We start from the raw sequence: 12,661 nt of genomic DNA, 5'->3' as shown, positions 1-12,661 counted from the left end.
CCGGCAGCGACATCTTCCAAGCGATCGAATAGGAGGCTCCAACTTTGCGCTCGAGCCTTCACGTTCGCCCGGCTCATCGCCCACGACAGGCAAGGACGGGCATCCGGGCTCCTGCAGTATCGGCCGCCAGTCGGATGACCTCCTCCTCGCATGGGTCCGTTATGGACACCTCGGGTGCTGGGGAAACGGGGCGACGCGCGTCGTGGGGTGGGGATACGCTCCGGCGCGCTGGTTGTTGTCGTGTGAGCGAGGAGTTGTCCATGACTGCCACTGCCGCGTTCGATCATCTGCCCGTGCGGAGCCGGGTTGTCGCGCAGGTGCTTGCGGCGGCCGGTGTCGCCGGGGCTGTGCGGGAGTTGGAGGTGCCCGCGCGTACGGCTGCCGAGGCCGCTGCCGCGCTCGGGTGTGAGGTGGGGGCCATCGCCAACAGCCTCGTCTTCGTCAGTGGCGCGGATGCCGAGCCCGTGCTCGTGCTCACCAGTGGCAGCCACCGTGTCGACACCGCCGCCCTCGCCGCGCGGATGGGGCTCGCCGGCCTTGAACGCGCCACCGCCGCCCAGGTGCGGGAGGCGACCGGACAGGCCATCGGTGGTGTCGCGCCGGTCGGGCACCCCGCGCCGCTGCGCACCGTCGTGGACACCGCGCTCGCCGACCACCCGAAGGTCTGGGCGGCGGGCGGGACGCCGCATACGGTCTTTCCCACCACGTACGCCGAGTTGCTCGCTCTCACCGAAGGGACCGCGCTGGTCGTCACGGCCTGAGCGTCAGGACCAGGCGTCCCGCTCCTGGCCGAGGCGCACGCCGACGCGCTGTGCGTGGAGGAGCATGCGGCGGCTCATGAGATAGCTGGGGATCAGCAGCGCCGCCAGTACCACCCACATCAGCGCGGCGGCGTCGCGCCCGGCCAGCCACTGCGCCGCGCTCGTCACCAGGAACATGCCGGTCAGCAGCGGCCAGAACCACCGGCGGCGGCCGAGCTGCTTGCGCTGCTGCCGGACGAGGAGCGCCATCTCGCGGCGCGCCGTCGGGTCGCGCGGGATGCGTTCCTGCCTGATGCGCCGGAGCAGGACGGGCAGGCGTGCGGGCGGCACGCCGACCTGCGAGGCGTACGTCCGCCGTGCGAACCGGCTCATCGCGGCCGTCAGCCCCGTCCACACCACCCAGGCGGCGCCCAGGCCCAGCGCGCGCGGCGCGTCCGCCAGCCACGCGATCAGCACAGCGGCCACCGCCCCGGCGGCGGCGAGGGCCCCGAGGAACACCCAGGGCTTGTCCATGGGGCGCCGTTCCGCCTCCCAGTCGATGTCGCCACCCGCGCTGTCACCCACTGCGTCCACCGTCCTCGCCGTCCCTTCCGCCGGTCGCCTCCGCGTGTCCTCGCTGTCCGGATACCCGGCGGGGAGCCGCCCAAGGTCGGTCGGTCAACGGGAAGTTGACGGGGGCGGCCGTCCGCGCGTCCGCTGGCTGAGACGGGCTTACGGGCCGTTCGGGCGCTGTGCCAGAATCCTCGGCGAGGTCACGAGTGACAGCGCCATGGGCCCCGGCCCGCTGTCCGGCAACCCTCCGTCGTGGCGGGGTGCCCCGGGTGATGACCGGGCGGTGGGACAGACGTCCCGCGGCAAGTGCGGCTTCGAGGAGTACTCCATGCGAATGCGAATGCGGTAGAGCGCCGGGCGCTCCCCCTTCCCGTCCCACCGGCCGTGACCCGGCCGTTGCCCTTCTCGACCTTCATCCCGTTCCCGGCGCCGTCGCCGCGCCATGCCTTCGGGAGGCCACGCCATGACCGTTTCCGGTATCCCCGCCACCGACGTCACCCCGCCGCGGCAGGACGACGCGCTCGCCGTCCTCAGCTCGGACGTCACCGTTCCCCTCGCCACCGGCGGCGAGGTCACGTACGCCGCGCTCGACTACGCCGCCAGCGCCCCCGTCCTGCGCCGCGTCTGGAACGAGGTCGCCGCCTACGCGCCGCTGTACGGCAGCGTCCACCGCGGCACGGGCCACCTCTCCCGGCTGTCCACCGAGCTGTTCGAGGCGAGCCGCGAGACGGTCGCCGCGTTCCTCGGCGCGCGCCCCGGCGACCAGGTCCTCTTCACCCGCTCCACGACCGACTCGCTCAATCTGCTGGCCGCCGCGCTTCCCGCCGGGACGCACGTCCTCGTCTTCGAGACCGAGCACCACGCCGCCCTGCTGCCCTGGGCCCACCACGGCCACGACGTCACGTACCTCGACGCGCCCGCCGGCCCGGCCGAGGCCGTCGCCACCGCCGAGGCCGCCCTCGCCGCGCTGCCGGAGGGCGAGGCGCTGCTGTGCGTCACGGGCGCGTCCAACGTCACCGGCGAGCTGTGGCCCGTACGCGAACTGGCCGCCGCCGCCCACCGCCACGGCGCCCGCATCGTCCTGGACGCCGCGCAGCTCGCCCCGCACCGGCGGATCGACGTGACCGCGCTGGACGTGGACTGGGTCGCGTTCTCCGGGCACAAGCTGTACGCGCCGTTCGGCTCCGGTGTCCTCGCGGGCCGCTCCGACTGGCTCGACGCCGCCCCGCCCTACCTCGCGGGCGGCGGCGCCACCCGCGTCGTCAGCCGCAGCGCGGACGGCGGGGTCGCGGTCGAGTGGAACACCGACGAGGCGCGCCACGAGGCCGGGTCGCCCAACGTCGTCGGCGCGCTCGCCGTCGCCGCCGCCTGCCGCGCCCTCACCGAGGCCGGTCCCGACGCGCTCCTCGCCCACGAACGGCGGCTGCTCGGCATCCTCCGCGAAGGGCTCGCCGCGATCCCCGCCGTCCGGGAGCTGTCGCTCTTCGGCGCGGACGCCGACCGCGTGCCCGTCGTCTCGTTCACCGTCGCCGGATGGGACAGCGCCGACCTCGCGCGCACGCTGTCCGACCGGTACGGCATCGGGGTGCGCTCCGGGCTGTTCTGCGCCCAGCCGCTGGTGCGCGCGCTGCTCGGCGCGTCGGCGACGGACGGCGACTGCGACGGGCCCGTGCAGGCCGTACGCGCCAGCTTCGGCGCGGGCACACCGGACGAGCACGTCACGCGCCTGGTCGCGGCCCTGCGTGAACTGGCGGGCGCCTGACGGCTCGGCTCAGCGCGCGGCGCGGTCGCGCAGCGGCCGCCACCAGTCCGGGTGGTCCCGGTACCAGGCGACGGTCGCGGCGAGCGCGGCGGGGAAGTCGGCGCGGGGCGCGTAGCCGAGGCGGGTGCGGATCTTGGTCCAGTCGACCGAGTAGCGGCGGTCGTGGCCCTTGCGGTCGGCGACGTGCCTGATCCGGTCGGGGCCCGCGCCGCAGGCCTCCAGGATCAGGCGGGTGAGGGCGAGGTTGGTCAGCTCGGTGCCGCCGCCGACGTTGTAGACCTCGCCCGCCGCGCCCCGGGTGCGGACCAGTTCGACGGCGCGCACGTGGTCGTCCACGTGCAGCCAGTCCCTGACGTGCAGCCCGTCGCCGTACAGCGGGACCGTGCCGCCCTCCAGCAGCCGGATGACGAACGACGGGATGAGCTTCTCGGGGAACTGGTACGGCCCGAAGTTGTTCGAGCAGCGCGTGATCCGCACGTCCAGGCCGTGCGTGCGGTGCTGCGCCAGGGCCAGCAGGTCGGCGGCGGCCTTGGACGCGGCGTACGGCGACGTCGGGTCCACCGGATGCGTCTCCGGCCACGAGCCGTCCGCCAGGGACCCGTACACCTCGTCCGTCGAGATGTGCACGAACACGCGTACGCCGCCGAGGCGCGCCGCGTCGAGCAGCACCTGTGTGCCCAGCACGTTGGTCGAAGCGAACAGGCCGCCGTCCCGGATCGACCGGTCCACGTGCGACTCGGCCGCGAAGTGGACCACCTCGTCGTGCTCCGTCATCAGGCGCGCCGCCAGCGCGGCGTCCCTGATGTCGCCGTGCACGAAGCGGAACGCGGGGTGGTCGCGCACCGGCGCGAGGTTCGCGCGGTGCCCGGCGTAGGTGAGGGCGTCGAGCACGGTGACGGCCACGCCGCCGGGGCCGCCGGGGCCGCTCGGGCCGAGGAGCGCGCGGACGTAGGCGGAGCCGATGAAACCGGCGCCGCCGGTCACGAGAATCCGGGTCGTCATGGGTCGTCGGGGAGCCTTCCGCGCCGCTGTGTCCTGCCTGTCCTGGCCTGTCCGGTCCCGACCGTATCCCGCACGTTCCTCACGCCCGGGGGTCGGGCTGGCAGTGCGGGCACCAGACGGTGGAGCGCCCGGCGATCCTGCCGTGGGCGAGGGGGCCGCCGCAGCGCGGGCAGGTGCCGTCGCGGTCGCGGCGGTGGCCCGTCAGCCCGTCGGTGTCCGCCGGGACGTGGCCGGCGGGCACCGCGTCGGCGAGCACGTGGTGGGTCGCCCCGACGAGGCGGCGGCGCTCCGCGTCCGTGAGGCGGTCGGCGCGGGCGGCCGGGTGCAGCCGGGCCTGCCACAGGATCTCGTCGGACAGCAGGTTGCCGAGCCCGGCCACCACGGACTGGTCGAGCAGGGCGCCCTTCAGGCCGCCGCGCCGTCCGGCGAGGCGCCGGGCGAAGTCGGCGTCGCCGACCGCCAGCGCGTCGGGGCCCTGGTCGCCGATGACCCGTTCGGCGTCCTCGTCGGTGGGCGCGAGCCAGATGCCGCGCAGCTTGCGCTGGTCGCGGAAGCGCAGCTCGCGCCCGTCGTCCAGGCGGAACGCCACCCGGTCCCAGCGCTCGCGCGGCGCGCCCGCGTCGGCGGGCACCAGGCGGCCCGTCATGCCGAAGTGGAACAGGACGGTCGGGCCGTCGGTGCGGCCGAGGAGCCACTTGCCGCGCCGCTCGGCGGCCCGGAAGCGGCGGCCCTCCAGGCCGCGCCGCAGCCGGGCGGTGCTCACGTCCCGCAGGACGCCCGCGTCGGCGACCTCGACGCGTACGACACGGTGGCCCGTGCCGCACGCGTCGAGGACCCGGCGGAAAGCCTCGACGTCGGGCAGTTCCGGCATGGCGCCAGCGTAGGTCGGCGCCCGCGTGCCCGCGCGTCGGCGGGGCCCGGCGTCGGGTGGGGTCAGAGGAGGGTGAGGCCGTAGACGGCGAGGATCTCGGCGATCGGCTGGTAGAACGACATGCCGCCGCTCGTGCAGTTGCCCTGGCCGCCGGAGAGGATGCCGACCGCGCGGCCGGTCGTGCCGGACGGGTCGATCGTGAACAGGGGGCTGCCGCTTTCGCCCGGCTGGGAGCAGATGTTGGTGGCGGTGAGGCCGGAGACGATGCCGTTCGCGTAGTTGACGGTGACGTTGACGGCGGTGACGTTGCCCGGGCGGCAGCCGGACGGGCCCGAGTGCCACACCCGCTGGCCGACGGCCGGGGAGACGGGGCCGGTGATGTCGATCTCCTGGCCGTTGCAGATCACGGTCCCCGGCCGGGGGACGGCGGAGTTCGCGTAGCGGATGATCCCGTAGTCGTTGCCGGGGAAGCTCGACCCGGTGACGGGGCCGATGGGGACGCTCAGCGCCGGGTTGGTGTACCAGGTGCCGCCGAGCGACGTGCAGTGCCCGGCGGTCGCGACGTAGTCCACGCCGCCGCCCCGCACGTTGAACCCGGCGACGCAGCTCCCGCCGCCGCTGAAGATCTGCTCGCCGCCGCGCAGGTGCGGGCGGAAGACGCCGCCGGTCCGTTCGACCGCCAGCGCGCCCGCCAGGTCGTCCGCGCGCTCGCGCAGGCGGGCGAGGTCGCGGTCGGAGACGGTCGTGTCGGCGAGGACGCGGACGGTCCCCGACGCGGTGTCGGTGTACCAGGCGGTGCCGGTGATGTCGGCCGCCTCGACGGCGGCGCGGGCGTCCGCCAGCTCGGCGGCGCCGTACGTGCGGGGCGCGGCCGTCGCTCCGGCGGGTGCCGGTGCGAAGAGGGCCGCGGCGATCAGGGTCGCCACCGTGGCGGCGATGCGTTTGACGAAGGGCGTGCGCTGGATGCTCATCCGGTCCTCCCGGGCGGCCGGCTGCGGGGCGTGCTCCTGACAGGCGGTGCGGGGCGGTACGCGTCGGTACGTGGCGCGTTCGGATTGTCCCATCGCCCTGCGCGCTGCCAAGGGGCGTTTCGGCCACCCGGCCCGGAGCGGGATCAGCCCACGGGCACGCCGGTCAACTCGTCCACGAAGCGGTCCAGTTCGGGCTGCCAGAAGTGCGCGACGTCGCAGTGCAGCGTCCCGGCGCCGTCGGGCAGCCGCAGCCGCACATGGCTGGCGAGCGACCCACGGCCCGAGTCCTCGACCAGGAAGCCGCCGTCCCTCGGCAGCGTCCACCGCCGCTTGCGCGGCCCCGGCCAGCGGAAGCCGCCGGTGTCGTGCACGACGACCGTCCGCTCCGTCAGCGTCACGAAGCAGTCCTTGGACAGCAGGTGGTTGACCGCGTCGAGCACCTTCCACGGGCGCCAGGCGCCGAACGCGTGGAACGTCACGAGCGCCCGTTCGCCCGGATCGCTGCGCGCGATCTCCTCCGCCGCCTGCGCCCTGACCCGTTCCTTGTCCCAGCGGATCGCCATGGTGTCCTCCGTCCACCGCGCGGCCGGCGCCCTGCCGGCCCCGCTGAACCGGGTGAGCGAAACCGGGCGAAGCAAACGCGATCGGTACACAACGGCGCCACAACTGGCCGAAAACGCGGAGGTGCCCGGCGGCGAAAGGCCGTTGACATGCGGTCCGCGCGGGGCGGACGATCGCGCGGGGACGAAAGCGGGAGGCGCAGCATGGACGCGCAGGCGAGGGCCGAGGAACTGCTGCACGCGTACGTCGCGTCGGGCCGGGAGACCGGCCTCCAGGTCGCGGCCTGGCTGGACGGCGCGCTCGTCGTCGACGCCTGGGCCGGGACCGCCGACCCGGCGACGGGCCGCGCGGTGGACGGCGACACGCTGTTCCAGCTGTACTCCTGCGGCAAGGGGCTGACCGCCACGGCGGTCCACCTGCTGGCCGACCGGGGCGTGCTGGACTACGACGCGCCCGTCGCCGCGTACTGGCCGGAGTTCGGCGTCCACGGCAAGGACCGGATCACCGTCCGGCACGCCCTGACCCACCGGGCCGGGATACCGCACCTGCCCGACGACTTCACGCTGGGCGACATGGCGGACTGGGACCGCGCCTGCGCCGTGGTGGCCGACATGACGCCCGTGGGGGAGCCGGGCACGCGCTCGGGGTACCACCCGGTGGTCTTCGGCTGGCTGCTCGGCGAGACGATACGCCGCGCCGACGGCAGGCGGCCGGACCGCTTCGTCCGCGAGGAGATCACCGGGCCCCTCGGCATCGACGGCTCCCTCGACTTCGGCATACCCGGTGAGGCGCTGCCGCGCGTGGCGCACCACGCGGAGGCCGCCGACACCGGCGCCGTTCCCGCGCGGCACGCCCCGGCGGACACCCCGCTGCGCACGCTGTCGTCCGCCGCGCAGGCCAACCATCCGCTGCGGCTCGGCGCCTGCGTCCCGTCGTCCGCCGTGGGCACGGCGCGCGGCCTCGCCAGGCTGTACGCGGCGCTCGCGCGCGGCGGCGAACTCGACGGCGTACGCCTGCTGTCACCGGACCGGATCACCACCGCGACGGCCACCGCCGTGCACGGCATCGACGCCACTCTCGGCAAACCGATGCGGCGCGGCCTCGGCTACGTCCTCGGCAGGCCCGGCACGCCGATGGGGCACGCGCGCGTCTTCGGGCACGACGGGGTGGGCGAGAGCATCGGCTTCGCGGACCCCGCGCACCGCTTCTCCCTCGCCGTCGCGAAGAACCGCCTGACGGACGACTGGACCCCGGCCTCCACGACGTACGCGCTGGCCGCAGCCATCAGGGAAGCCCTCGGCCTCCCCCTGCCGGGAGCCTGACGGCCACCGGCCCGCCCGACGCGCTCCGGAGCGGGCGGGGCTCCTCCTGCCAAGCGCCCTTCGGGCGTACGGCTCCTCTCAAGCGCGCGCATTTACAGGTCAGTTGACTGCTTACGGGCTGCCGCGCGCCCGATGACGGCCCAGGGCGTCGGCGGCCGGGGGATGGGGCGGGTGGCGGCGTCCCGGCCTCGGCTCCTTCCCCGACTGGTCGGAGCCGCGTGGCAAGGGGCCCGATACGGGTCTGCCGGGCCGATCACGGCCCCGGAGCGTCGGCAGCGTGTGGGCGTGGGGCGGCGCGTTCCGCCCCCGCGGCTGTCCGGTGTGGTCGGCATGATCATGTACGCGATATTTGCCCTGCTTTCGCCCTCGGGTCCATGGTGGGGGCGTCCCCCGCGCTTTTCCGGATGCGCGAAGTGAGCAGGTTGCGCAAAACGCGCAAGCGGTCGTAGGGTCGCCGACGTGCCGGCCGCCCGGAGGGTGGCCGGCCCACGAAGAGGTGGATGGAAGGCAGGCCCGCACATGTCTCTACCGATCAAGGCAGGAATCGAGCGCGTCCCCGGCGGGATGATGCTCGTCCCGCTGCTGCTCGGCGCCGTGATCAACACCGCGCACTCCGGCACGGGGGAGTACTTCGGCTCGTTCACCGGAGCACTCTTCTCCGGGTCGCTGACGATCCTCGCCGTCTTCTACGTGTGCATGGGCGCCACGATCGACGTGCGCACGACGCCCTACATCCTGCGCAAGGGCGGCGCGCTGCTCGCGACCAAGGCCGTCGTCGCGATCATCGTCGGCGTGGTCCTCGGGCACTTCATCGGCGAGACGCCGGTGGACGGCGGGGCCTTCGCGGGCATCTCGACGCTGGCCGTGGTCGCCGCGCTGAACGACACCAACGGCGGCCTGTACATGGCGCTGATGGGGCAGTTCGGCCGCTCGAAGGACGCCGCCGCGTACTCCCTGATGAGCCTGGAGTCCGGCCCGTTCCTGACCATGGTGACGCTGGGCGTGGCCGGTCTGTCGGCGTTCCCCTGGCAGACGATGCTCGGCGCGATCATGCCGCTGCTCGTCGGCATGATCCTCGGCAACCTCGACCCGCAGATGCGGAAGTTCCTCGCCCCCGCCGTGCCGGTGTGCATCCCCTTCTTCGGCTTCGCGCTCGGCACCGGCATCGACCTGGGCACGGTGTGGACCGCCGGGCTGCTGGGCATCGGGCTGGGCCTGTTCGTCCTGGTCGTCAGCGGCAGCACGCTCTTCGCCGCCGACCGGCTGGTGGGCGGCAACGGGCTCGCCGGTCTCGCCGCGGCCAGCACGGCGGGCAACGCGGCGGCCGTCCCCGCCCTCGTCGCCGCCGCCAACCCGGCGTACGAGGAGGCCGCCGCCGAGGCCACCGTCCTGGTCGCCGCGTCGGTCGTCGTGACGTCGCTGCTCGTCCCGGTGATCACCCTCGCCTACTACAAGCGCCTCCAGCGCCGCGACCCGGACGCCGTCGCGCCCGATCCCGCCGCCGCCGAGGCCGAGGCGCCGCCGCCCGTTGCGCAGAACGCGCAGCCCGCCGTGGAGCCGGAGACCGCCGTGGAGCCGGAGACCGACACGCACCACGCCGCCCGGGGGCGGCGGCCATGACCGCCCCGGCCGTCCTGATCGTCGCGGACGACCTCTCGGGCGCCGCGGACAGCGCCGTCGCCTTCGCCGCCCGCGCCCGCACCGGCGTCGTCCTGGACCCCGGGGCCCCCTGGCCGGACGCCACCGCCGTCGCCGTGGACACCGACAGCCGCTACCTGCCGGGCGAGGCCGCCGCGCGCCGCGCCGCGGCCGTCCTGGACCGCGCCGCCCCCGGCACCCTCGTCTACAAGAAGATCGACTCCACCCTGCGCGGCAACATCGGCCCCGAGACGGCCGCCTGCCTCGCCGCGCTGGCCCGCCGCACCGGGCGGCGGCACATCGCGGTCGTCACCCCCGCGTTCCCCGCCACCGGGCGCACCGTCCGCGACGGCCGCGTCCTCGTGGACGGCGAGCCCGTCGAGACGCGGCACCCCGGCCGCACGCCGCTCGCCGCCCAGCTCACGGCGGCGGGCCTGACCGTCGCCGCCCTCGGCCTGCGCGAACTACGCACCGGCGACCCGGCTCGTACGCTCGCGGCCGCCGACGCCGACGCCCTCGTCGTGGACGCGGAGACCGACGACGACCTCGCCCGCCTCGTACGCGCCTGCGCCGGGCTGCCCGTGCTGCTCGTCGGCTCCGGCGGCCTCGCGCAGCACCTCACCGCCGCCGCGCCCCGCGCCACCCCCGCCGACACCGCCACCGACGTCACGGCGGCCGGTGCCCACCGCCCGGCCCTCGTCTGCGTCGGCAGCCGCAGCGACCTCGCCCACGCCCAGCGCGACGCGCTCGTCACCGGCCTGCCCGCCACGCCCGTACCCGTACGGCTCGACGCACCGGCCGCCGCGACCACCGCCCGCATCACCGAGGCCCTGCGCGCCGGACGGCCCGCCATCGTCTTCCCCGACCCCGACGAGCCCCTCCGCCCCGAGCGCGCCGCCGACGTCGCCGCGGGCCTCGCGGCGGCCGTACGCCCGGCACTGCCCGCCGCGGGCACGCTCGTCGTCACCGGCGGCGAGACGGCGCGCGCCGTCCTGCTGGCCGCGGGCGTACGCGCCCTCACCGTCCACGGCGAGGCCGAACCGGGCGTGGTGCTGCTGCGCACCCCCGACGGCCTGCCCGTCGTCACGAAGGCGGGCGCGTTCGGCGACGCGGGCACACTGCTGCGCGTCGTCCGCGCCCTGCCCGACGCCCCCCGTCCCGTCGTCCGTCCCACCGCAACCCAGGAGAGCTGACCCCATGTCCCACCCCGTAGTCGCCATCACCATGGGAGACGCCGCGGGCGTCGGCCCCGAGGTCGTCGTGAAGGCCCTTGCCGGTGAGGCCGCCGCGCTGCCGTTCCGGCCGCTGGTGGTCGGCGACGCCGCCCGGCTGCGCCGCGCCGTCGAGCTGACCGGCGTACGGCTCGGCGTCCGGGCCGTGGACAGCCCCGAGGAGGCCGCCTGGGAGCCCGGCACCGTCGACTGCGTCGACCTGCGCAACATCCCGGCCGACCTGCCGTTCGGCCGCCTCTCCCCGGTCGCGGGCGAGGGCGCGTACCAGTACGTCGCCGCCGCCACGCGGCTCGCGTCCGAGCGCCGCGTCGCCGCCATCTGCACCGCGCCGCTCAACAAGGAGGCGCTGCACGCCGCCGGGCACAAGTACCCCGGCCACACCGAGCTGCTCGCCGAACTCACCGGCACCGACGAGGTGTCCATGCTCCTGTCGGCGCCCAGCCTGCGCGTCATCCACGTGACGACGCACATCGGCCTCGTGGACGCCGTCGCGCGCATCGAGCCCGGCCTGGTCGAACGCACCATCAGGCGCGGCCACGCCACCTTGACCGCCGCCGGTGTCGAGCACCCGCGGATCGCCGTGTGCGGCATCAACCCGCACGCGGGCGAGAACGGGCTGTTCGGCCACGGCGAGGAGGAGGCCAAGGTCGTGCCGGGCGTCGAGGCGGTCCGCGCCGACGGCATCGACGCGCAGGGCCCGCTGCCCGCCGACACCGTGTTCTTCCGCGCGGTGCGCGGCGACTTCGACCTCGTCGTCGCCATGTACCACGACCAGGGCCACGGGCCGGTCAAGGTCCTCGGCCTCGACGCGGGCGTCAACATCACCGTCGGCCTGCCCGTGATCCGCACCAGCGTGGACCACGGCACCGCCTTCGACATCGCGGGCACCGGCAGGGCCGACGAGGCCAGCATGGTCGAGGCGCTGCGCCAGGCCGTCGAACTGGCCCCGAAGGACGGCGCTGCGTAGGGTTCTCGCAGTGCCGGGACGGCGGCGCGGGGAAGGGAACGGCGGACCATGCTCAACGGGGCGGCGAGGCGCGAGGAGATCCGCGGCCTCCTCCAGGCGCGGCCCATCGCGGTCGCCGAACTGGCGGAGCGGTACGCCGTCTCCGAGTCCACCATCCGCCGCGACCTGGCCCGCCTCTCCGAGACGGGCGGGATCGTCAGGACGTACGGCGGCGCCCTGTCGCCCGGCGGCGAGGACGAGCAGTCGCTGCAGGAGCGCGAGCGGCTCGCCGGGCCGCAGAAGGCCGCCATCGCCCGGCACGCCGACCGGCACGCGGCGGGCTGCCGCCTCGTCCTCCTCGACGCGGGGACGACGGTCGGCGCCCTCGCCGTCCGGCTCGCCGCGCGGGGCGGCCTCACGGTCGCCACGCCGGGACTGACCTCGATCAACGTGCTGGCCGGCGTGCCCGGCGTCGAACTGGTCGTGCTCGGCGGCACGGTCCGCCCGCTCAGCCTCGGCATGGTCGGCCCGCTGGCCGAGGCCGCCGTCGCCCGGCTGACGGCCGACGCCGTGTTCCTCGGCGCGGACGGCGTGGTCGCGGGCCGGGGCATCTGCGAGGCGCGGCCGGAGCAGACGGCGCTCAAGCAGCTGATGATCGACCGCTCGCGCGACCTCTACGTCCTGGCCGACGCGGGCAAGCTCGGCCGCGCGGACTCGCACTGGTGGGCCACGCTGGACCGCCCGTGGACCCTGATCACCGACGCGGGCGCGACCGCCGCACAGCTGCGCCCGTTCCACGACGACCCGCTGTGCACCGTGGAGACGGCCGCCGTCTAGGCCGTGTGCCGACAGCGGATCTTGGACTGCGGAGACTCGCGTCTCGCGGGGCGAGGAGATCTCACAGGTGAACAGCCGGCGGCCGCCCGTCTGGCCGCCGGGGCGGTTGACCGACGGCGTGCGGCTCCGCGTCCGGGGCACGGTGCGGATGCCCGGTACCTTCCTGACCGAGGACCCCAGTCGGGCCGGTGCCGGATCGTGCGCAA

General features: G+C 75.3%; 12 protein-coding genes and 1 riboswitch. Of the genes, 7 read left to right on the top strand and 5 right to left on the bottom strand.

Annotation, left to right across the window (positions count from 1 at the left end; translation table 11 throughout):
- Nucleotides 1–260 precede the first annotated feature (260 nt).
- The gene (locus ACIBPC_RS14050) at nt 261–761 is read left to right on the top strand and encodes a YbaK/EbsC family protein (RefSeq protein WP_398844066.1); all 501 of its coding nucleotides are present in this window, start codon (nt 261–263) and stop codon (nt 759–761) included.
- A gap of 3 nt (nt 762–764) precedes the next feature.
- Here the strand turns inward: ACIBPC_RS14050 and ACIBPC_RS14045 are convergent, their stop codons facing one another.
- Complete coding sequence (locus tag ACIBPC_RS14045; RefSeq protein ID WP_362962964.1) at nt 765–1,334, bottom strand: hypothetical protein; 570 nt, start codon at nt 1,332–1,334, stop codon at nt 765–767.
- A gap of 177 nt (nt 1,335–1,511) precedes the next feature.
- A riboswitch (SAM riboswitch) is annotated at nt 1,512–1,628 on the top strand.
- A 148-nt stretch (nt 1,629–1,776) separates the two neighbouring features.
- Here ACIBPC_RS14045 and ACIBPC_RS14040 point away from each other — a divergent pair.
- Nucleotides 1,777–3,075: an aminotransferase class V-fold PLP-dependent enzyme gene (locus tag ACIBPC_RS14040; protein WP_398844063.1), complete on the top strand. Its 1,299-nt coding sequence runs from the start codon at nt 1,777–1,779 to the stop codon at nt 3,073–3,075.
- 9 nt (nt 3,076–3,084) lie between these two features.
- Here ACIBPC_RS14040 and rfbB read toward each other — a convergent pair whose 3' ends face one another.
- The 4 genes from rfbB to ACIBPC_RS14020 form a co-directional block, all read right to left on the bottom strand.
- Nucleotides 3,085–4,077 carry a dTDP-glucose 4,6-dehydratase gene (gene rfbB, locus ACIBPC_RS14035; protein WP_398844061.1) on the bottom strand — a complete coding sequence of 331 codons (993 nt, stop codon included), beginning with the start codon at nt 4,075–4,077 and terminating at the stop codon, nt 3,085–3,087.
- A 79-nt stretch (nt 4,078–4,156) separates the two neighbouring features.
- Complete coding sequence (locus ACIBPC_RS14030) at nt 4,157–4,948, bottom strand: Fpg/Nei family DNA glycosylase (RefSeq protein ID WP_398844058.1); 792 nt, start codon at nt 4,946–4,948, stop codon at nt 4,157–4,159.
- Nucleotides 4,949–5,010: 62 nt separating this feature from the next.
- On the bottom strand, nt 5,011–5,919 hold the full coding sequence (locus tag ACIBPC_RS14025) for a S1 family peptidase (RefSeq protein ID WP_398844055.1): 909 nt from the start codon (nt 5,917–5,919) through the stop codon (nt 5,011–5,013).
- A gap of 143 nt (nt 5,920–6,062) precedes the next feature.
- Nucleotides 6,063–6,482: a hypothetical protein gene (locus tag ACIBPC_RS14020; protein WP_398844052.1), complete on the bottom strand. Its 420-nt coding sequence runs from the start codon at nt 6,480–6,482 to the stop codon at nt 6,063–6,065.
- A 201-nt stretch (nt 6,483–6,683) separates the two neighbouring features.
- Between ACIBPC_RS14020 and ACIBPC_RS14015 the strand changes: the two genes are divergently transcribed.
- The 5 genes from ACIBPC_RS14015 to ACIBPC_RS13995 all read left to right on the top strand — a co-directional run bounded on the left by ACIBPC_RS14015 (nt 6,684) and on the right by ACIBPC_RS13995 (nt 12,455).
- Nucleotides 6,684–7,802: a serine hydrolase domain-containing protein gene (locus tag ACIBPC_RS14015; protein ID WP_398844049.1), complete on the top strand. Its 1,119-nt coding sequence runs from the start codon at nt 6,684–6,686 to the stop codon at nt 7,800–7,802.
- Nucleotides 7,803–8,321: 519 nt separating this feature from the next.
- Nucleotides 8,322–9,422 carry a 2-keto-3-deoxygluconate permease gene (locus ACIBPC_RS14010; RefSeq protein WP_362962977.1) on the top strand — a complete coding sequence of 367 codons (1,101 nt, stop codon included), beginning with the start codon at nt 8,322–8,324 and terminating at the stop codon, nt 9,420–9,422.
- Nucleotides 9,419–10,633 (top strand): four-carbon acid sugar kinase family protein, encoded by a 1,215-nt coding sequence (locus tag ACIBPC_RS14005; protein ID WP_398844046.1) that lies wholly within the window; start codon nt 9,419–9,421, stop codon nt 10,631–10,633. Before ACIBPC_RS14010 ends, ACIBPC_RS14005 begins: the two co-directional genes overlap by 4 nt.
- 4 nt (nt 10,634–10,637) lie before the next feature.
- Entirely contained in the window at nt 10,638–11,639 is a 1,002-nt protein-coding gene (pdxA, locus tag ACIBPC_RS14000) for a 4-hydroxythreonine-4-phosphate dehydrogenase PdxA (protein WP_398844043.1), read from the top strand.
- Between the two features lie 48 nt (nt 11,640–11,687).
- Entirely contained in the window at nt 11,688–12,455 is a 768-nt protein-coding gene (locus ACIBPC_RS13995) for a DeoR/GlpR family DNA-binding transcription regulator (RefSeq protein WP_362962983.1), read from the top strand.
- Nucleotides 12,456–12,661: the final 206 nt, after the last annotated feature.

This window comes from Streptomyces sp. NPDC049879 (assembly GCF_044461265.1).
Classification (GTDB): Bacteria; Actinomycetota; Actinomycetes; order Streptomycetales; family Streptomycetaceae; genus Streptomyces.
The sequence above is the reverse complement of the archived record's forward strand: the minus strand, read 5'-3'. Positions and strand labels throughout refer to the sequence as shown.

Coding starts and splice junctions, on each gene's coding strand:
- ACIBPC_RS14010 (WP_362962977.1), top strand. CDS start 8,322: ATGTCTCTACCGATCAAGGCAGGAATCGAGCGCGTCCCCGGCGGGATG.
- ACIBPC_RS14040 (WP_398844063.1), top strand. CDS start 1,777: ATGACCGTTTCCGGTATCCCCGCCACCGACGTCACCCCGCCGCGGCAG.
- rfbB (WP_398844061.1), bottom strand. CDS start 4,077: ATGACGACCCGGATTCTCGTGACCGGCGGCGCCGGTTTCATCGGCTCC.
- ACIBPC_RS14005 (WP_398844046.1), top strand. CDS start 9,419: ATGACCGCCCCGGCCGTCCTGATCGTCGCGGACGACCTCTCGGGCGCC.
- ACIBPC_RS14030 (WP_398844058.1), bottom strand. CDS start 4,948: ATGCCGGAACTGCCCGACGTCGAGGCTTTCCGCCGGGTCCTCGACGCG.
- ACIBPC_RS14020 (WP_398844052.1), bottom strand. CDS start 6,482: ATGGCGATCCGCTGGGACAAGGAACGGGTCAGGGCGCAGGCGGCGGAG.
- ACIBPC_RS14050 (WP_398844066.1), top strand. CDS start 261: ATGACTGCCACTGCCGCGTTCGATCATCTGCCCGTGCGGAGCCGGGTT.
- ACIBPC_RS13995 (WP_362962983.1), top strand. CDS start 11,688: ATGCTCAACGGGGCGGCGAGGCGCGAGGAGATCCGCGGCCTCCTCCAG.
- ACIBPC_RS14015 (WP_398844049.1), top strand. CDS start 6,684: ATGGACGCGCAGGCGAGGGCCGAGGAACTGCTGCACGCGTACGTCGCG.
- pdxA (WP_398844043.1), top strand. CDS start 10,638: ATGTCCCACCCCGTAGTCGCCATCACCATGGGAGACGCCGCGGGCGTC.
- ACIBPC_RS14025 (WP_398844055.1), bottom strand. CDS start 5,919: ATGAGCATCCAGCGCACGCCCTTCGTCAAACGCATCGCCGCCACGGTG.